The organism is Solwaraspora sp. WMMB335 (assembly GCF_049179075.1).
In the GTDB taxonomy this organism is placed as follows: Bacteria; Actinomycetota; Actinomycetes; order Mycobacteriales; family Micromonosporaceae; genus Micromonospora_E.
In genome coordinates this window covers 1793522-1811250 of sequence record NZ_JBMHMF010000001.1, presented here as the reverse complement: position 1 = coordinate 1811250, position 17729 = coordinate 1793522, and the positions used below count along the sequence as shown (strand labels likewise).

The 17729-nt window shown below is 70.8% G+C and carries 20 protein-coding genes; 10 read left to right on the top strand and 10 right to left on the bottom strand.

The genetic code is table 11. The features are described 5' to 3' along the window. Window positions 1-195 precede the first annotated feature (195 nt). The 3 genes from dtd to ACN27F_RS07455 form a co-directional block, all read right to left on the bottom strand. Complete coding sequence (gene dtd / locus ACN27F_RS07465) at window positions 196-669, bottom strand: D-aminoacyl-tRNA deacylase (RefSeq protein ID WP_421431887.1); 474 nt, start codon at window positions 667-669, stop codon at window positions 196-198. Window positions 670-682: 13 nt separating this feature from the next. Continuing rightward, a complete protein-coding gene (locus tag ACN27F_RS07460) occupies window positions 683-2179 on the bottom strand; it encodes a DUF7059 domain-containing protein (RefSeq protein ID WP_421431885.1) in 1497 nt (498 codons plus the stop codon). Window positions 2180-2252: 73 nt separating this feature from the next. After that, on the bottom strand, window positions 2253-2702 hold the full coding sequence (locus tag ACN27F_RS07455) for a cupin domain-containing protein (protein WP_421431883.1): 450 nt from the start codon (window positions 2700-2702) through the stop codon (window positions 2253-2255). A gap of 62 nt (window positions 2703-2764) precedes the next feature. Here ACN27F_RS07455 and ACN27F_RS07450 point away from each other — a divergent pair, with 62 nt between their 5' ends. Continuing rightward, entirely contained in the window at window positions 2765-3340 is a 576-nt protein-coding gene (locus tag ACN27F_RS07450; RefSeq protein WP_421431881.1) for an HhH-GPD-type base excision DNA repair protein, read from the top strand. Between the two features lie 61 nt (window positions 3341-3401). Here ACN27F_RS07450 and ACN27F_RS07445 read toward each other — a convergent pair whose 3' ends face one another. Beyond that, the gene (locus tag ACN27F_RS07445; RefSeq protein WP_421431880.1) at window positions 3402-5096 is read right to left on the bottom strand and encodes an RICIN domain-containing protein; all 1695 of its coding nucleotides are present in this window, start codon (window positions 5094-5096) and stop codon (window positions 3402-3404) included. 72 nt (window positions 5097-5168) lie between these two features. Between ACN27F_RS07445 and ACN27F_RS07440 the strand changes: the two genes are divergently transcribed. After that, window positions 5169-5531 carry a DUF3099 domain-containing protein gene (locus tag ACN27F_RS07440; RefSeq protein WP_421431879.1) on the top strand — a complete coding sequence of 121 codons (363 nt, stop codon included), beginning with the start codon at window positions 5169-5171 and terminating at the stop codon, window positions 5529-5531. Here ACN27F_RS07440 and ACN27F_RS07435 read toward each other — a convergent pair. Both ACN27F_RS07435 and ACN27F_RS07430 read right to left on the bottom strand, forming a co-directional pair. After that, window positions 5512-6444, bottom strand: coding sequence for a carbohydrate kinase family protein (locus tag ACN27F_RS07435; RefSeq protein ID WP_421431877.1), 933 nt, complete (start codon window positions 6442-6444; stop codon window positions 5512-5514). The genes ACN27F_RS07440 and ACN27F_RS07435 overlap by 20 nt on opposite strands. After that, complete coding sequence (locus tag ACN27F_RS07430) at window positions 6441-7421, bottom strand: pseudouridine-5'-phosphate glycosidase (RefSeq protein ID WP_421431875.1); 981 nt, start codon at window positions 7419-7421, stop codon at window positions 6441-6443. Before ACN27F_RS07430 ends, ACN27F_RS07435 begins: the two co-directional genes overlap by 4 nt. 92 nt (window positions 7422-7513) lie before the next feature. Here ACN27F_RS07430 and ACN27F_RS07425 point away from each other — a divergent pair, with 92 nt between their 5' ends. Beyond that, the gene (locus tag ACN27F_RS07425) at window positions 7514-7732 is read left to right on the top strand and encodes a DUF3039 domain-containing protein (RefSeq protein ID WP_421431872.1); all 219 of its coding nucleotides are present in this window, start codon (window positions 7514-7516) and stop codon (window positions 7730-7732) included. Window positions 7733-7870: 138 nt separating this feature from the next. Continuing rightward, window positions 7871-9595 carry a DEAD/DEAH box helicase gene (locus ACN27F_RS07420; protein WP_421431871.1) on the top strand — a complete coding sequence of 575 codons (1725 nt, stop codon included), beginning with the start codon at window positions 7871-7873 and terminating at the stop codon, window positions 9593-9595. A gap of 149 nt (window positions 9596-9744) precedes the next feature. On the opposite strand, the gene ACN27F_RS07415 is transcribed toward ACN27F_RS07420, so the two are convergent. Both ACN27F_RS07415 and ACN27F_RS07410 read right to left on the bottom strand, forming a co-directional pair. Next, entirely contained in the window at window positions 9745-9975 is a 231-nt protein-coding gene (locus ACN27F_RS07415) for a DUF7455 domain-containing protein (RefSeq protein WP_123604458.1), read from the bottom strand. A gap of 242 nt (window positions 9976-10217) precedes the next feature. Continuing rightward, the gene (locus ACN27F_RS07410) at window positions 10218-11960 is read right to left on the bottom strand and encodes an RNA polymerase sigma factor (RefSeq protein ID WP_421431869.1); all 1743 of its coding nucleotides are present in this window, start codon (window positions 11958-11960) and stop codon (window positions 10218-10220) included. A 337-nt stretch (window positions 11961-12297) separates the two neighbouring features. Here ACN27F_RS07410 and ACN27F_RS07405 point away from each other — a divergent pair, with 337 nt between their 5' ends. Then, window positions 12298-13113, top strand: a complete 816-nt coding sequence (locus ACN27F_RS07405) for an inositol monophosphatase family protein (RefSeq protein WP_421431868.1) — start codon at window positions 12298-12300, stop codon at window positions 13111-13113. A gap of 76 nt (window positions 13114-13189) precedes the next feature. Here ACN27F_RS07405 and ACN27F_RS07400 read toward each other — a convergent pair whose 3' ends face one another. Beyond that, window positions 13190-13708 carry a LytR C-terminal domain-containing protein gene (locus ACN27F_RS07400; protein ID WP_421440029.1) on the bottom strand — a complete coding sequence of 173 codons (519 nt, stop codon included), beginning with the start codon at window positions 13706-13708 and terminating at the stop codon, window positions 13190-13192. Between the two features lie 433 nt (window positions 13709-14141). Between ACN27F_RS07400 and ACN27F_RS07395 the strand changes: the two genes are divergently transcribed. Together ACN27F_RS07395 and ACN27F_RS07390 are read left to right on the top strand one after the other, a co-directional pair. Continuing rightward, complete coding sequence (locus ACN27F_RS07395) at window positions 14142-14438, top strand: DUF4193 domain-containing protein (RefSeq protein ID WP_282226412.1); 297 nt, start codon at window positions 14142-14144, stop codon at window positions 14436-14438. Window positions 14439-14556: 118 nt separating this feature from the next. Then, window positions 14557-15372 carry a hypothetical protein gene (locus tag ACN27F_RS07390; RefSeq protein WP_421431867.1) on the top strand — a complete coding sequence of 272 codons (816 nt, stop codon included), beginning with the start codon at window positions 14557-14559 and terminating at the stop codon, window positions 15370-15372. Window positions 15373-15375: 3 nt separating this feature from the next. Here ACN27F_RS07390 and ACN27F_RS07385 read toward each other — a convergent pair whose 3' ends face one another. Next, the gene (locus ACN27F_RS07385) at window positions 15376-15894 is read right to left on the bottom strand and encodes a DUF3093 domain-containing protein (protein ID WP_421431865.1); all 519 of its coding nucleotides are present in this window, start codon (window positions 15892-15894) and stop codon (window positions 15376-15378) included. Window positions 15895-16000: 106 nt separating this feature from the next. On the opposite strand from ACN27F_RS07385, the gene dut reads away from it, so the two are divergent. The 3 genes from dut (at window position 16001) to ACN27F_RS07370 (ending at window position 17719) form a co-directional block, all read left to right on the top strand. After that, the gene (gene dut / locus ACN27F_RS07380) at window positions 16001-16480 is read left to right on the top strand and encodes a dUTP diphosphatase (protein ID WP_421431864.1); all 480 of its coding nucleotides are present in this window, start codon (window positions 16001-16003) and stop codon (window positions 16478-16480) included. Between the two features lie 89 nt (window positions 16481-16569). Continuing rightward, window positions 16570-17223, top strand: a complete 654-nt coding sequence (locus tag ACN27F_RS07375; protein ID WP_421431863.1) for a DUF3710 domain-containing protein — start codon at window positions 16570-16572, stop codon at window positions 17221-17223. Between the two features lie 118 nt (window positions 17224-17341). Continuing rightward, window positions 17342-17719, top strand: coding sequence for an OB-fold nucleic acid binding domain-containing protein (locus tag ACN27F_RS07370; protein WP_421431861.1), 378 nt, complete (start codon window positions 17342-17344; stop codon window positions 17717-17719). The last annotated feature ends 10 nt before the right edge of the window (window positions 17720-17729 follow it).

Genomic DNA, 17729 nt, shown 5'->3' with positions numbered 1-17729 from the left:
TCTCAGTCGCCTCCCCGCGTCGACAAGTCGTGGCCAGCAGCGGTGCGCCGCTGGTGACAACCAGCTTGGCGGTTGGGGCGTGAAGTCGAGGTGAGGAGAGCGGGAGGTGGCATGAAACCGGGAGCAGCACCGGGCGGATTCCGGCCGGGCACCGCTGCGATTCGGCTGCGGTCACGGCCGGCCGGTCACTGCGGGTCACAGCTCCAGCAGAATTGTCTGCGGCCCGACGTTGACGCTCTCCACCAGCATGTGCGCCCGGAACCGGCCGGTCTGTACCGGTGCACCACGCGCGGCCAACGCGTCGACGAACGCGGTGAGGAGCGGCTCGGCGACCTCGGCCGGGGCCGCGCCGGACCAGCTCGGCCGTCGGCCCCTGCGGGTATCGCCGTAGAGGGTGAACTGGCTGACCACCAGTACCGGAGCGCCGAGTTGAGCGGCCGACCGTTCGCCCGCGCCGGCACCGTGCCCGCCGACCGCGGCGGCACGGGCCACCTCGTCGGGTGGGAAGATCCGTAGCTCGTACACCTTGCGGGCCAGCTCGGCGGCGATGCCGACGCTGTCGCTGTGGGTCGCGCCGACCAACACGAGTAGTCCAGGGCCGATGGACGCGACGACGTCGTCGTCGACCGTGACCGAGGCCCGGCTGACCGTCTGTACCACCGCCCGCATGCCGGTCAGCCGCTCAAACCGGCATCACGATGCCGCGTTCGACCAGCCGCGCCAGGATCGGCGTGGCGGCCTCGGCGAGCTCGGTTTCGGCGACGTCGTGCGCGGCGGCCAGCACCGCCAGTTGATCGCGCACGGCCAGCTGGCCGTTGCAGCCACCGATCAGTGCGAGTACCAGCGGGTCTATCTCCTCGGTGCCGCGCAACCCGTTGGTCATGGCGATGGTTTGCCGGTCGACCAGCCAACCATCCTCGCCGATGCTGGCCTCCTGGACCAGCCGCAGTCCGTCGGCGGCCCGGTAACGTGCCGCGAGCAGCCCAGCGCTGTCGCGGGCACGCAGCCACTCCTGCCGGTCGAACCATTCGTCGATCCGGTCGCCCAGCGGCGGCGCCACCTGCTGGCGCAGCTCCTCGACCCGCACCACCGGCTCGGCGTGCCCGCTGCGGCGCAGCGTGACCAGACCGAAGCCGACGGCTTCCACCTTCTGCGCGTCGAACCAGTCCAGCCAGGCGGCTGCCCGGTGTGCGTCCGGGCCCTCGCTGGCATCGGCCAGCCACAGGTTGACGTACGACACCGGGTCGGCGACCTCCCGCTGGATCACCCATCCGTCCAGCCCGGTGCCGGCCAGCCAGCCGGCCACGCGTTCGGTCCAGTCCTCGCCGGCGACGTGCATCCAGTTGGCCAGGTACTGCATGGTGCCGCCCTCGGCCAGCAGGTCGGGTGCCGCGGCGGCCAGTTCGGCGCAGACACCGTCACCGATGCGGCCCGAGTCGCGGTACGTGTGGGTCGCGGTGCCCGGACCGACCACGAACGGCGGGTTGCTGACCACCAGGTCGAAACGGCGACCGGTGACCGGTTCGACCAGGTCGCCGTGCAGCAGCTCCCACCGCTGGCCGTTGAGGGCGGCAGTGGTGGCGGCGAAGCGCAGTGCCCGGGCGGACAGGTCGGTGGCCGTGACGTGCTCGGCGTGCCCGGACAGGTGCAGGGCCTGCACGCCGCATCCGGTGCCGAGATCCAGCGCGCTGCCGACCGGGCGTCGGGCGACGGCACCGGCCAGGGTGGTCGAGGAACCACCGATGCCGAGGACATGGTCGGCGGCGAGTGGCCGGCCGGGTCGCACATGCGCCGGTACGTCGGAGATGACCCACCAGGTGTCACCGTACGGCTCCAGGTCGACGCCCTGGCGCAGGCCGGACCCGTCCGGTGCCGGCTCGACCAGACCGGCGCCCAGCGCGTCGGCCAGCGGCAGCGGCGCCAACGCGGAGCTGACGGCTGCCGTCGACTCGGTCTGCGCGCAGACGTACAGCCGGATCAAGGTGGCGAGCGGGTCGCCGTCCGCGGTGCGTCGAAGGGCCGTCCGGTAGTCGTTGCGCGCGACTGCCGAGGTGGCCTGCGGCCCCAACCGCTGCGCGATCCCGGTCGAGGTGAACCCGGCTGCGCTCAGCGCGGTCCGAAGCTGGTCGATCCCGGCCGCGTCGAGCAGCGCGGGGTACCCGGTCGTCTCATCGGTCACGGTGCCATCCTGCCTGGTCGAAGTCGGTGATCCGGCTCGTTGACGGATGCATGTCGGGGTGCGTGTCGGCTGGTCACACCAGTCGGAAGTCGGCGAAGTCGAAGCCGGGTGCGACCACGCAGCTGACCAGGACCGGCTCCGTCCCGGCCGGCGCGGCGGCCTGCCAGACCCCGCCGGGCACCAACAGCTGAGGTCGGTGACCGGCGGCGAGGTCGGGACCGAGGGCCGACTCGACCGGGTCGGCCGCCGGTCGATCGCCGTCGCCGGCGAGTCGCAGGGTCAGCGGGCCACCCGAGTGCCAGAGCCAGAGCTCGTCGGAGCGGACCACGTGCCACCGCGACCGTTCGCCCGGATGCAGCAGGAAGTAGATCGCGCTCGCCGCCTGTCGGGAACCCGGGTATCCGTCCGGGGTGAACCGATGCGTCGACCGCCAGGTCTCCCGGTACCAGCCGCCCTCCGGGTGGGCGGCCAGGTCGAGCTGTTCGGCCAGCGGCGGGCGGGGTGACGGGTTCACCGTGGTCATGGGGAACCTTTCGTAGGGCTGCGGCGGGTGTGTTCGGTGCCCGATCCGGCAGGATAAGACACATGACATTGGCACTGCCCATCGAGGCGGAGGCGAACGAGTTGCTGCAGCACAGCCCACTGGCGGTGCTCGTCGCGATGATTCTGGACCAGCAGGTGCCCCTGGAGCGGGCCTTCTCCGCACCGTACGACCTCACGGTCCGGCTGGGGCACCGGCCGGACGCCCGCGAGCTGGCCGAGTTCGACGAGGCGGAACTGATCGAGATCTTTGCGCAACGGCCGGCGCTGCACCGTTTCCCCAAGGCGATGGCCGCCCGGGTCCAGCAGGTCTGCCGGATCGTCGTGGACCGGTACGGCGGTGATCCGGCGCGGATCTGGACCGAGGCCACCGACGGAGCGACCGCTCTGGTTCGGATCAGTGAGCTGCCCGGGTTCGGCAAGCAGAAGGCGCAGATCTTTCTCGCATTGCTGGGCAAACGGTACGGGGTGACACCGCCGGGCTGGCGCGAGGCGGCAGGGGAGTTCGGCCGTGCCGGGACACATCTGTCGGTGGCCGACATCGTCGACGAGGACTCCCTGCTCCGGGTGCGTGAGCACAAGCAGCAGATGAAGGCGGCGGCCAAGGCCGCGAAGGCCTAGCCCGGGTCAGCCCCGGGCCAGGCCCGCGTCGTCCATCGATGACACCGACGGATGGAAATTCTCATGCCGCGTTTCGCGTGAACTGCTGGTTCTGCCCGCTGCCGCAGCTGAACTGGGTCAGCCGGGCGCCGTCGGCGGTGGAGCTGTTCGCGACGTCGAGGCACTTGCCGGAATGACGCGCGACCAGGCGTACATAGCCGCTGCCGGCGTCCTGCACCTGCCATTGCTGGTTCTGGCCGCCGTGACAGGTCCACTGGATGATCCTGGCCCTGTCGGCGGTCGAGGCGGCATCCACGTCGACACATTTCCCGGAGTGCCGGGCGACGATCCGGTAGTAGCCACCGCCGAGGTCCTGGAATTCCCAGCGCTGGTTACTGCCGCCGTTGCAGACGTACTGGGCGATTTCGGCCCCGTCCGCGGTCGAGGCGCTGATCACGTCGACGCATTTGGCCGAGTGCCGCATCGTGAGGGTGACCGTCGCGGTGTCGCCTCCACCGTCGCCCCAGCCGTGCCTGAGGCGGTCGGCCCCGGTGGCGTTGCGGATGCTCAGGGTCAGGTTGGTGCCGCTGCCCTGGAGCACGAACATGGAGTACCGGTCATAGCCGTACTCGCTGATCTTGCCCCCGATCGCGGGCCAGTAGACCGAACCCATGGCGAGGTCCCGCATGGAGTCGGTGACGGCCCGGAAGTACCGGACGAAGTTGTTGGTGCTGCCGGCGTCGTTGTAGTTCAGACCGAAATCCATTTGGGCGCCGAACTCGGTGGCGACCGCGCGATACGCACAGTCGCCCAGACGTTCGCGGAAGCTCTGGACCCAGCCGGCGTAGTCCCGCTCGCCGTAGAAGAACGTGTAGTGGTGATAGGACAGGAGGGTCCCGTCGAGGCGGCTGTCGGCGCAGACCGGCCTGATGTCCTGGCTGTAACCGGTGCCACCCACGAAAATCCGGCCTCTTGGGATCGACGGACGTGCGTTGATCCACGAGGCGGCGAGGTTCGTCCATTCGGTGGCGCTGTAGCCGTGGGGTTCGTTCATCGGTTCGAAGTGGACCAGGCTGTTGGAACCGTACTGCGCGATGACGGTGTCCCACATCGAGTTGAAGGCGGCGGTGTTGGTGATCCGGCCGCCGGACGCCGCGCCGTCCTCCCAATAGGCGAGGATGACTTTGAACCCTCTGGCGGTAGCGGCGTCGATCGTGCCGCGATAGGCGTTCCACCATGATGAACCGACGGTGTGGGTGTTGACCGGCAACCGCACGGTATTGACGCCGAGTTGATTGTCGAACCCGGTGTAGATGGCGTCCGCCTTGGCTCGGACGGTCGAGTAGCTGTCCGATTGGCTCAGCCCGTCGAGCACGAGTGGACCGGTGACGAAGTTGTCGCCCAGGACGGCCCAGTTCACACCTCTGAACTGGCGGGTGTCCGCGCTGGCCGGCGACGTGCCGGCAAGGACGGCGACCGGCATCAGGACCAGTGCGCCCAGAGCGCTGGCCAGAATCCGGTGGCGGGGACGGGAGCGGGGTGGTGGGGAGCTGGTGATGGTGGATGGCATGGTGTGGACCGATCTCGTGAGAATTACCCTGACGAGGGTGCCGAGTCCGATGTTTGCGCTAACATCCATGCATAGTATGCCGTTCATCACATTGATAGTCAAGAATCTGTGAAGCTGCACCGGTTGCCCACTCCAGCAGCGTGACACGATCGTGGTACGGCGTCGCGCGTCGGCGCTCGGCCCGAGGGATCGCCGGGCGGCCGGCACATCGCCGGGCGAGGGATGCGACGATGACAGGGACGGCCCGGTAGGGACGACCCGGCAGGAGGGACTGCTCCGGTGCGACGAACCACCGACCGCCCCACCGTCATCACCGACGCAGCGGTGAGCCAGAGCGACCAGTTGCGGAGCCGGCAACGCCGGTACGTGATCATGATGTCCATCCGGGGCGGTTGCCTCGTCGTCGGCGCTGTCCTGGTCACGGCCGAGGCCCCGCTGCTGTGGCTCTGGCTGCCGCTGTGCGCGATCGGCATGATCCTGGTGCCCTGGCTTGCCGTCCTGCTCGCCAACGACCGCCCGCCGAAGGACCGGCACCGGCTGATCGGGCGGTCGTACCGGCGAATCGACGACGGCACCCCGGCGGTGACCGCGGTGCCGGCTCAGGCACCACCGCCTGGCGCGGTCATCGACGTGGATCCGTGAGGTCGCCGGCGTCGGCCGTGGTCACCGGCAGCGGCCGGGCGCCGATCAGCCCTACGGCCGTGGCACCGAGCCGGCCCGCCGCGGCGAGTGCGGCCGCCGGATCCGCCCCGGCCACCCAGGCGGCCAGCAGGCCTGCGGCGAACGCGTCGCCGGCCCCGGTCGGGTCGATCACGTCGATCACCTCGGCAGCGGGCGGTCTGCTGGCCACGACCGCCTCCGGGCCGTACCAGACGGCGCCGGCGGCGCCCCGCTTGATCACCAGATGCCGTACGCCGGCCGCCGCCGGTCCGCCGTCGGCGACGCCGAGCACCGTTGCCTCGTCCGTGTTGGCCAGCAGCAGGTCGGCACCCGCGACCAGGGCGCGGAACCCGGCCGGCCCGGCGGCCCGCAGCGGTGCCGCCGAGGCGGCGTCGACGCTGGTCGTCAGCCCGGCGGCCCGCGCGGCGGCGAGCGCGTGCCGTCCGGCCGGGCGGGTACGGGGATCCAGCAGCGGATAGCCGGACAGGTGCAGGTGCACGGCGTCCGGGGACCGGGCCAGCGCGGTGTCGACGTCGGTCGGACACAGCGAGAGGTTGGCTCCCCGGTCGGCGATCATGGATCGCTCGTCGGCATGGGCCAGCACGATCACGGTGCCGGTCGGCGTGCCCGAGCAGCGCCGTACGGCCAGGTCCACGCCGACGGCGGTCAGTTCCGCCAGCCTGGCAGTGCCAACCTCGTCGTCGCCCACCGCCGCCACCAGGGTGACCGGCAGGCGCCGCGTGGCCAGCCAGGCCGCCGTGTTCGCCGCCTGACCACCACCGCGCAACCGAACCGTGGCAGCGGTGTCCGATCCGGTCGCCAGCGGGCCGGCGAGCACCGCCACCACGTCGGTGACCAGATCGCCGACGACCAGGATCCGACCCGGTTGGCTCACGTCAGCGCACTGTCCGGGCTGCGCTCACCGGTCGCGGCCCGGCCGGCGGCGACCGCCACCCGGCCGGCGAGTTCGGCGTTGCGGAGAATGATCCGGATGTTGACCGCCAGGCTGGCGCCGGCGGTCGCGGAGTGGAAATGGGCGAGCAGGAACGGGGTCACCGCCTTTCCGGTGACGCCCTCGGCGGCGAGACGGGACAGCCCGGCCGAGAGCGTGGCGTCGTGCAGCGCCGGGTCCAGTTGCTCGTGCGGCGGCAACGGGTTCGCCACCACCAGCGCGCCGGCGCCGGTGCCGTGCTCGCGGCGGGCCCGCATGACCTGGGCGATCTGCTCCGGCGAATCGAGGGACCAGTCGAGATCGTGCCCGCCGTCGGTGACGAAGAAGCCGGGAAACCGGCGGCTGCGATAGCCGGCGACGGAGACGCCCAGGGTCTCCAGCCGCTCCAACGTCGCTGCCACGTCCAGGATCGATTTGACCCCGGCGCAGATGACCGTGACCGGCGTCCGCGCCAGGGTCACCAGGTCGGCCGACTCGTCGAAGGTCTGGGCCGCCTCCCGGTGCACACCGCCGAGCCCACCGGTGGCGAACACCTCGATCCCGGCTGCGGCGGCAACCGCGCTGGTGGCGGCGACGGTGGTGGCGCCGTTGACCCCGGTCGCCGCGGCGACCGCCAGGTCGCGGGCGGACAGTTTGGCGACCGGACCGCTGCCGGCCAGCCGGGCCAGCTGCGTGTCGTCGAGGCCGATCCGCAGCTGGCCGTCGAGCATCCCGATGGTCGCCGGTACCGCCCCGGTGGCCCGCACCGTGGACTCGATTTCCCGGGCAACTCGCAGGTTGTCCGGTCGAGGCAGCCCATGTGCGATGATGGTGCTTTCCAGGGCGACGATGGCCCGTCCGTCCCGGCGGGCGTCGGCCACCTCGGCGCCGTACTGGATGTCGTAGTGCAACGGCCCGGTGTGGCCTGCGGAATCTGCCATGATCACCACGGTACGGGGGCGGAGAGCCGTGCCGGACGTTGGACCCGTACACCGCGAACTGCCAGACTTTCGGCTTGGAGGTGGGAGACGACGTGAGCACCGAGGTTCTCGAGCGTCCTGAGGTCAAGGATGCCGACACCGGCCCGGAGATGTTCCATTACGTCCGCAAAGATAAGATTGCGGAGAGTGCCGTTATGGGCACCTTCGTGATAGCCCTCTGCGGTGAGCGCTTCCCGGTGACCAAGACTCCCAAACCCGGGTCGCCGGTCTGCCCGCGCTGCAAGGAGATCTACGAATCGATGGCCGGCTGAGCCGGACCTGATCGGCCTTCGCGTCCAGACGGTCGCGGGGGCCTTTTCGTGGTGCGGTGCAGACAGTTCCTGGTGAGGTTGTCATCGTCGGCGACCGGTGTGGCTCGGCCCGCCGGATCGCGGCGGAAAGGGGTACGCGTGCCGGCCACCATGCCGACGGTCGACACGTTCCCGGCGCTGCGCAGCTGGCAGCGTCGGGCACTGGTTGAGTATCTACGGCGACGCAGCGAGGATTTCCTCGCGGTAGCCACCCCCGGCGCGGGCAAGACCACGTTCGCCCTGCGGATCGCCGCGGAACTGCTCGCTGACGGCACCGTCGAAGCGGTCACCGTGGTCGCGCCGACCGAGCATCTGAAGACGCAGTGGGCGATGGCGGCGGGTCGGGTCGGCATCCAGCTCGACGCCGCGTTCCGCAACGCCGATCTGCACTCGGCCGCCGACTTCCACGGCGCGGTGATCACCTACGCCCAGGTCGGGATGGCTCCGCAGGTGCACCGGCGGCGGACGATGACCCGACGCACCCTGGTCGTCCTCGACGAGATCCACCACGCCGGAGACTCCCGGAGCTGGGGCGACGGGATCAAGGCGGCGTTCGAACCGGCCGTACGCCGGCTGATGCTGACCGGCACGCCGTTTCGCTCCGACGACAACCCGATCCCGTTCGTCCGCTACGAGGCCGGCGGCGACGGCCTGCCCCGGTCCCGGGCGGACAGCGTGTACGGCTACTCGGACGCGTTGCGTGACGGGGTGGTCCGACCGGTGCTGTTCCTGGCGTACTCGGGCCAGACTCGGTGGCGTACCAGCGCCGGAGACGAGTTGGCGGCCCGGCTCGGCGAACCGATGACGCAGGAACTCGTCGCCCAGGCCTGGCGGACCGCGCTGGATCCGGCCGGCGACTGGATGCCGCAGGTGCTGCGCGCCGCAGACGCCCGACTCGGCGTGCTGCGGGCCGGCGGCATGTCCGACGCGGGCGGCCTGGTCATCGCCAGCGACCAGGCGGCGGCCCGGTCGTACGCCCGGTTGCTGGAGCGGATCACCGGCGACCGGCCGGCGGTGGTGCTGTCCGACGACGCCGGTGCCTCCGCCCGGATCGCCTCGTTCGCCGCCGCCGAGCAGCGGTGGCTGGTGGCGGTCCGGATGGTCTCCGAGGGGGTCGACATCCCCCGGCTGGCGGTCGGGGTGTACGCGACCAGCGCGTCCACTCCGCTGTACTTCGCCCAGGCGATCGGCCGGTTCGTGCGGGCCCGTCGCTCCGGTGAGACGGCCACCGTCTTCCTACCCAGTGTCCCGCACCTGCTCGGGCTGGCCAGCGAGATGGAAGCCGAGCGGGACCACGTGCTGGGCGCGGCCAACAAGCGCGAAGGCTTCGATGACGACCTGCTGGAGCGCGCCCAGCGCAACGAGCAGGCCAGCGGCGAACTCGAAAAGCGGTTCGAGGCGTTGTCCGCCACCGCCGAACTCGATCAGGTCATCTTCGACGGGGCCTCGTTCGGCACCGGCGCCCAGGCCGGCACCCCGGAGGAAGAGGAGTATCTCGGCCTGCCCGGGCTGCTCACCCCCGATCAGGTGGCGGCGCTGCTGAACCGGCGGCAGGCCGAGCAACTGGCTGCGCAGCGGCGGGACCGGCCGGTCGAGCAGGTAGTGCCCGCCGCCCGTCAACCGACCGCCCCCCGTACTGCCGGAGAGCGTCGGATAGTGCTGCGTCGCCAGCTCAACGCCTTGGTGGCGGCCCACCACCACCGCACCGGACTGCCGCACGGCAAGATCCACGCGGAGCTACGTCGGCGTTGCGGTGGTCCGCCGAGCGCCCAGGCGACGATCGAGCAGCTCGAGGAGCGGATCGCGATGGTGCAGACGCTGTAGGCCCGGTCGGCCGCCCAGCACCCGACCACGGCCGCCCAGGCCTCATCCCGTCCGGTCCTAGGCACGGAACTGGCGACGTGGACAGCGAGGCCGGGGGCCCTTCGCTGGGACCCCCGGCCGCACTATGTGTCGTGCTCGTACTTCTCGTGTCAGTTTGCCATCAGATCGGCACCACGCCAGGTGAACTCCGGGTCGGCCTTGAACTGCACCGCGATCTTGACCAGATCGTCGGCGTACTTGTTCGCGTGGTGTCCGCAGAACACCAGCTCGCTACCGCCAGCCAGGGTCACCCGTAGTTTCCCGGCCGCGTTGCACCGGTCGCACCGTTCATCGGCGCCTAGGGCATCCACCGTTTCCGGAGGCGTGAGAGTCGGGGTCATCGCCTTCCTCCTCTGGTCGTCACCGATGAACACACTCTTCGGTCTGTCACCCATCGTCCAACACCGGCGGGAGCTCCCGCCTTCCCGGTGTGCCCCTGCGGGACCGGGCTCACACCTGGTAGGCACAGTGTGCCGTGTACCAAGGGTGCCACGTCAACGATCACCGCCGGGCAATGGCGTGATGACCTGGCCTTGGTAGACGCCAAGTGACCAAAGTTACACATTGGGTTGACCGGATCCGGTCAATCCAGATAGTCGCGAAGTACCTGTGAACGCGACGGATGCCGCAACTTGGACATGGTCTTGGACTCTATCTGGCGGATCCGCTCCCGGGTGACGCCGTACACCTGGCCGATCTCGTCCAGCGTCCGCGGTTGCCCGTCGGTGAGCCCGAAACGCAGTCGGACGACGCCGGCCTCGCGCTCCGACAGGGTCTGCAACACCTGCTGCAGTTGGTCCTGCAGCAGGGAGAAGGAGACCGCGTCCACGGCCACGACTGCCTCGGAGTCCTCGATGAAGTCCCCGAGCTGGCTGTCGCCCTCGTCGCCGATGGTCTGGTCCAGCGAGATCGGCTCCCGGGCGTACTGCTGGATCTCCAGCACCTTCTCGGGTGTGATGTCCATCTCTTTCGCCAGCTCCTCCGGGGTGGGCTCCCGGCCCAGATCCTGGAGTAGTTCGCGCTGGATGCGACCCAGCTTGTTGATCACCTCGACCATGTGCACCGGGATGCGGATGGTGCGGGCCTGGTCGGCCATGGCGCGGGTGATCGCCTGGCGGATCCACCAGGTCGCGTAGGTGGAGAACTTGTAGCCCTTGGTGTAGTCGAACTTCTCCACCGCGCGGATCAGGCCGAGGTTGCCTTCCTGGATGAGGTCGAGGAAGGCCATGCCACGGCCGGTGTAGCGCTTGGCCAGCGACACCACCAGTCGCAGGTTGGCCTCCAGCAGGTGGTTCTTCGCCCGCTCGCCGTCGCGGGAGATCCAGCCCAGATCCCGGGAGAGCTGGATGGCCAGCCGCTGCTCGCTCTCCTCGGCGGCACGCAACCGCTCGGCCGCGTACAGCCCGGCTTCGATCCGCTTGGCGAGCTCGACCTCCTGCTCGGCGTTGAGTAGCGGCACCTTGCCGATCTGCTTGAGGTAGGCGCGGACCGAGTCGGCCGACGCGGTCAGTTCGGCGTCCCGACGTGCCTGCTTGAGCGCCTCGGACTCCTCGTCGTCCCACTCGAAGTCGTTGTCCCGCGTGGCGTCGGCTTCGGCGGCCTGCGCCAGCTCCGCCGGCTCCTCCACCACGACGTCCTCGATCTCGGCCGCCAGCGACTCGGGATCGATCTCTTCTTCGGGAGTCTCGGCGCCGTCGCCGGCGTCCTTCGCGGTGGCCTTACCGGCCTTGGCGGGGACCTTGCCCGCGGCCGGCCTGCCCGGCGCGGGCTTGCCGGCGGCGCCCGCCGGCTTGGCGTCTGTGGCCGCGGGTTTGCCGGCCGTGCCCGCGCCCGCCGCCTTGGCGCCACGGGCACGGGCCGCCTTCGTCGCCGACGGCGTGGCTGACCCCTCGTCCGGCGGAGAACCGTTCTGGCTGGCGGTCGGCACCGCCGCCGTGGTGGCCTTGCGGGCGGCGGCCTTCTTGGCCGGGACCGCCCCGGAGGTGCCCGCAGCGGTCGGAGTCGCCGTTTCCGGCGCCGGGGCCTGCTTGGGCGCGGGCGGTGTCTTGCGGGCGGTCTTGGCGGTGGTGGCCTTCGAGGCCGGCGTGGCGGCACGGGCCGCGGTGACCCGGCGCCGGGTGCTGGCCGAGCCGTCCACCACGACGGTGATGCCGGCGTCGGCGAGCGCCCGGAGGATCTTCTTGGCCTGGGCCGGAGTCACTTCGGCGGACTCGACCGTCCGTGCGACCTCGGCCGACGTGAGCTGACCGCCGGCCTGTTCGGCATGCGCAATCAGAGTGTCGGTTAGCGAGCGTACGTCGGCGCCGGTGTGGCGGAGTTCTGTCACGAATGACCTTCCGGAGGCGATGAGCGAGCACGGCCGGACCGGCCACCGCAGCGCGGAGCGACGTGCCGGTTGTGATTGTGTGACCCCCGCGCCGATCCACCGGGCTGAACCGGCGAACCGTGACACGTGGGCAGGCGTGAATTGTAACGCCGTTTGCGGCCATCATCCCGCCACGCGCGAGCCAGCCGCCGGTCAGGGGCCACCAACTTGGGACGAACGTGGACTTTGACAGGATGTTACCCCTGCCAGACGGGTCATTACCGTTGGCCACCCGGCTGATGTGGTTGGCGGGGTCCGCAGGCAGCGTCTCACGTCTGGTCGGAACGAGGGGGAGATCATGACAGATCAGGCACCAAATCCGGACGATTTAGTAAAAATCGCCGTCGAGGTAGTGCGGCACGCCGCCCGTACCGCTCAGGACATGCGTCGCGACGGCGTATGGGGGTTGGCCACCAAGAGCACCGCCACCGACGTGGTGACCGCCGCCGACCGGGCGGTAGAGCGCCAGGTGGTCGCGGCGTTGCGCGAGCTACGCCCGGCCGACGCCGTGTTGGGCGAGGAGTACGGCGACTCCGCACCGGCGGCACCCGCCCGGGTGCGGTGGATTCTGGACCCGATCGACGGCACGGTCAACTACCTCTACGGCCTGCCGAACTACGCGGTCTCGCTCGCCGCCGAGGTGGACGGTGCCGTGGTCGCCGGGGTGGTGCGTAACGCGGCCACCGGCGCCGAGTGGACCGCGACCCGCGACGGCGGCGCGTTGCGCGACGGCCGGCGGCTGTCCGGTTCCGCCCAGTCCGACCTCGCCCAGGCGCTCATCGCCACCGGGTTCGGCTACGACGCCGCCCGTCGGGTGCACCAGGCGCAGGTCCTGGTCGGGTTGATGCCGCACGTGCGCGACATCCGTCGGTTCGGCGCCGCGGCGCTCGACCTCTGCCTGGCCGCCGAGGGACTGGTGGACGGCTACTTCGAGAAGGGGTTGAACCTCTGGGACCACGCGGCCGGCGGGCTGGTCGCCGCTGAGGCCGGCCTGGTCGTCGCCGGACTCGGCGACGCGCCGGCCGGGCCACGAATGCTGGTCGCCGCCCCACCGCCGCTGTTCGGTGACCTGGCCGAGCACCTGAGCCGGCTCGACGCCGCCGGCGGTCCGTGATCCGTCCGCACGGGTCCGTGATCCGTCCGCACGGCGCGGTGGCCCGCGCGCCGGACGGATCGGTCTTCGGGAAGCGTCAGTCTTCGGGCGCGGCGCAGGTCTGTGGCGGCAACACCGGCTTGCCGAGAGCGGCCAGCGACTGGTTGACCTCGGTAGTGGTGGCCAGCTGCCGGAACGCGTTGCCGATCACCACGTCGACGATGTCGTCTTCGCGGGCCGGGTCGTACTCGGTCTTCGCCTGGTCGAGGAAGTACGCCCGCAGCAGGTGCGCGGAGCCGACCGCCTTCGGACCGTAGCGCAGCACGGCCACATCGTCGATGCGTCGGCCCTCCGGGTCGTTGGCGGCCTCCTCGACCTGGAACTTGCGGTTGCTCAGGTCGTCGGCGATGTTGCCGGCCAGCCCGCTGGTGTCGGTCGCGTTGTAGACATTGAGTCGCACGTCCTTGGCCTCGCGTAGCTGCACGTCGGCCAGCACCCAACCGTCCGGGCACGATGCGGCGTCGGCGGCGCCGCCCTGGGTGTCGCGCAACATGGCGACGACCACGAAGATCAGGGCGAACACGACCAGGCCGCCGACGACGACGAGCGCTCGCACGCGCGCAAAGCTCATGAGTTTGGCTCCCTGCAAGGTGTGGCGGTGCCGGGCACGGGCCCGCCTCACCGGCGACTACCGAGTATGCCGGTGAGGTTAGCCGTTGTCCCTCCGGCGCGGGAAACAGTGCCCGGTGCGCGGCGTGCCGGCGGTGATCGGTGGTGGCACGCCCCTATTGTCGTGTCGCCTGAATCACATTGGGAACAACTTCCGGCGTCTGGGCGTCCATGAAACCCACAAGGGCGGTATACATGCGTCGGCCAGAGGGGGGTAAGGTACCGCGCTCGCGGGGGGAGTTTCCTGCGGCAGCCGCAAACCGGGACAAAACGGCACGTCCGCCGGGGTGGTGGCACCCACGAGGGCCCGCATGGGAACCGAATTACCGTCGTCCGGCGTTATCACCGGAAGCGACTGAACGATACGGGAGAGTGAACCGATGGCCACCGACTACGACGCTCCGCGTCGCGACGAGGTCGACCTCGGCGAGGACAGCCTGGAGGAGCTCAAGGCACGGCGCGTCGACTCACAGTCGGGTGCCGTCGATGTGGACGAGGCTGAGGTGGCGGAAAGCTTCGAGCTGCCTGGCGCCGACCTGGCTGACGAGGAACTGACGGTGAAGGTGCTGCCGATGCAGTCGGACGAGTTCCGCTGCGCCCGCTGCTTCCTCGTCCACCACCGCAGCCAACTCGCCGTCGAGCGGAACAACGAGCTGATCTGTCGCGAGTGCGCCTGATCGCACCGGGGAACAAAGAGGGGGACCCGCGGCGGCCTCGACATCGAGGTCGCCGCAGCCACCGTAGGGCCGTCCGGGCCGCTGGCCGGCGCCCCGACCTACCTCCCCGGAGGTGCGCATGACCGACCCCGACCGCCAGGTGGACCCGCCCGACCTGCCTGACCCGGGCACGGCGGACCGCTTCGAGGCCACCGTGGCCGAGCTGACCGCCGACGACGTACCGGCTCACCAGCGGCGTCGCCTGCTGGGCCGGTTGGTCGAGCAGATCCGACAGCGCGGTGTGAGCGAGCTGTTCAAGCCGACGGCGGCGGTCCGCTGGCTGGTTCAGGCGGTGTCGGACGTGGCTCCGTACATCCCGGTCCGTGACCTGGCTACCCTGCGCCGGCACCACCCTGATCTCGATGACGAGGCGCTGGCCGACCGGTTGATCCGCAACGCCGCCCGGGCCAGCGCCGGCATCGGGGCGGCCGGCGGCGGCGTCGCCGCCGTGCAGTGGGCGGCCACCCCGACCCTGCTCTCCGCACCGGTGCTGCTCGCCGCCGAGACGGTCGCGGTGGTGGCCGTCGAGCTCAAGCTGCTCGGCGAACTGCATCAGGTGTACGGGGTGCCGATGCCGGGCACCGGCACGGAACGGGCGGTCAACCTGATCCACGCGTGGGCGAGCCAGCGGGGAGTCAATCCGATGGTGCCCGGCGTCGGGGTCGGCGCAGTACTGGGCACGGCGGCCCGACGGGAGTTGAGTGACCTGCTGATGCGTCGCGTCGGCCGCAACCTGACCACCCTTGGACCGTTTCTGACCGGAGCGGCGGTGGCCAGCTACCTCAACCGCCGGGCGACCCGGGCACTCGCCGATCGGGTACGCGCGGATCTGCGTTCCCAACGGCGGGCGCTCGGGGTGATGCATCCACCTGCGCCACCGGCGATCGGACCGTGAGTCTCAGCCGTCCGCCGGGTTGTCGCCGGTCTGCGGGTGATCCCCGGCCCGACGGATCGCGGCGGCCAGCCGCACCGGCTCCCGGCTGCTGATCACCCAGTACGGGGTGGGATCGGCCGGGTCGTTCAGCACGATCTGGACGGCACCGCCGATCCAGGGCCGTTGGATGACGAACGCCAGCGGATCAGCGCCCACGCCGAGTAGTTCCCGACGCCCGTCGGTGTCCAGAGCGACGACCTCGGCGACGAAGCGCAGCGGCAGGCGGGCGTCGTCGACCTGCAGTTCATCGGCCGTGACCCGGATCGGGACTCGACCGAGCCACCACAGCCCGGCAGTGGTCAGCGGCAGCAGTACGCTGAACGGCAGCCAGGCGCGGGTCCCCGAGGTGCCCAGCCAGATCTCGGCGGCGAGGAAGGCGGCTAGCGCCAGCCCGCTGGCCCACAGCCACCAGGGCAGGCGGAGCCGCTCCCGGTAGGCGATCTCGGCCCGGTACGGTGTGTCGCGGTCGGTACTGGCGGCCACGTCGTCCGAGAGTACGGGTCGGGTGGCACCACATGCCGACCGACCCGGCGGGCGCCCGGTCACCGGGCGCGCCGGTGCGTCGACCACACGGGAATGAGGGGGCCAGTTGAACGAGACGGTACGGGTGCTGGTGCGCCGACTCGATCCGGAGTCGCCGCTGCCGGGCTACGCCCATCCAGGCGACGCCGGCGCCGATCTGACGGCGGCGCAGGACGTCGAGCTGGCGCCCGGGGCCAGGGCGCTGATCCGTACCGGGGTGGCGATCGCGTTGCCGACCGGGTACGTGGGACTGGTGCACCCCAGGTCCGGACTGGCCGCGCGGCTGGGCGTGACACTGCTGAACGCTCCGGGCACCGTCGACGCCGGGTATCGCGGCGAGATCATGGTGAACCTGATCAACCACGATCCGGTGCGTCCCGCAAAGATCTGCCGAGGCGACCGCATCGCCCAGCTTGTGATACAACGCGTCGAAACAGCGGTCTTTTCCGTTGTCGACGAGTTGCCGGACTCCGTGCGCGGGTCCGGCGGTCACGGGTCGACCGGTGGGCACGCCGGTCTGACCACGACCGCGAACCCGACCGACTGATGGCCCATACTCGCTGTTGAAAGCCCCACGTACCCGGTGTCGCGGCGGTCCGCCGCGGACCCGCACAGCATGAACGGAAGGTTGGCATCGTGGTCTTCTCCCGCGGTCGCGGGCGCGGCCGGCACGCCCAGGACGGGCAGACGGATCTCGAGCCCCGCGAGGACGTTTCCGCCGCGGCGTCGCAGGTCGGTCCGTACGACGTGACCGAAGCGCCAGCCGGGGTGCGCCGGCTCGACCTCGGCAGCCTGCAGATTCCCGCGATCGACGGGGTGGAGGTCCGCGTCCAGGCCAACCCCGACGGCGCGATCCAGCAGGTGGTGCTCGCCAACCGGGGCAGCGCCCTGCAGTTGGGCGTCTTCGCCGCACCCCGCAGCGAAGGCATCTGGGCGGAGGTCCGGGCCGAGATCGGCGAGTCGCTGCGCCGCGACGGCGCCTCCGTGCAGGAGACGGTTGGTGCCTACGGCCCGGAGCTGGTGGCCCGGGTGCGTACCCCGGACGGGCAGACCGATCTGCGTTTCGTCGGAATCGACGGCCCTCGCTGGATGGTCCGTGGTCTCTTCCAGGGTCCGGCCGCCGCGGATCCGGCCGTGGCCGGCCCGCTCACCGAAGCGCTGCATGGCCTGGTGGTCGTCCGTGGCCAGGAGGCCAAGCCGGTACGGGAGCCACTGCCGCTCCGACTGCCACGGGAAATCGCCGATCAGGCCGCGACCCGCCCGGACGCCACGGACACCCCGAACACCTGACCGCGGGCCGGAGCTGCCGCGGCCCCGCGCGGGTCGGCTGGCCGCGTACCCTGGTGAGGTGGCGCCCGCGCCAGGGGCTCCGTGCACACCGGCAGCGTCGAGGAAGGGGCAGACGATCGTGACGATCGATGAACGTCGCCCGTCGCTGCGCCGGTTCCTGCGCCGGCTGGCCGCCACCGAGGCCGAGTTGGACGCCGAACGACTCCAACGGGAGAGCGCCGAGTGCGGTGCCACCCTCGCCGGACACTGCCGCCGTGGTGAGATCGTCTCCGTGTCGGGCCGGTTGCGTACCGTGGTCTACTGTCCCCGTACCAATTTGCCGACCCTGGAGGCCGACCTCTATGACGGCAGCGACGTCGTCACGCTCATCTGGCTGGGCCGGCGCCGGATCGCCGGGATCGAACCCGGGCGCCAGCTCACCGCTCGGGGGCGGATCGCGCTGCGCGACGAGCGCAAGGTGATCTACAACCCGCACTACGAGTTGGAAACCCGTTGAGCCGGCCGAC

Bases quoted from the DNA above. Each gene is read 5' to 3' on its own strand.
- ACN27F_RS07405 (WP_421431868.1), top strand. From the start codon at position 12,298: ATGACAGATCAGGCACCAAATCCGGACGATTTAGTAAAAATCGCCGTC.
- ACN27F_RS07450 (WP_421431881.1), top strand. From the start codon at position 2,765: ATGACATTGGCACTGCCCATCGAGGCGGAGGCGAACGAGTTGCTGCAG.
- dtd (WP_421431887.1), bottom strand. From the start codon at position 669: ATGCGGGCGGTGGTACAGACGGTCAGCCGGGCCTCGGTCACGGTCGAC.
- ACN27F_RS07430 (WP_421431875.1), bottom strand. From the start codon at position 7,421: ATGGCAGATTCCGCAGGCCACACCGGGCCGTTGCACTACGACATCCAG.
- ACN27F_RS07415 (WP_123604458.1), bottom strand. From the start codon at position 9,975: ATGACCCCGACTCTCACGCCTCCGGAAACGGTGGATGCCCTAGGCGCC.
- ACN27F_RS07455 (WP_421431883.1), bottom strand. From the start codon at position 2,702: ATGACCACGGTGAACCCGTCACCCCGCCCGCCGCTGGCCGAACAGCTC.
- ACN27F_RS07395 (WP_282226412.1), top strand. From the start codon at position 14,142: ATGGCCACCGACTACGACGCTCCGCGTCGCGACGAGGTCGACCTCGGC.
- ACN27F_RS07390 (WP_421431867.1), top strand. From the start codon at position 14,557: ATGACCGACCCCGACCGCCAGGTGGACCCGCCCGACCTGCCTGACCCG.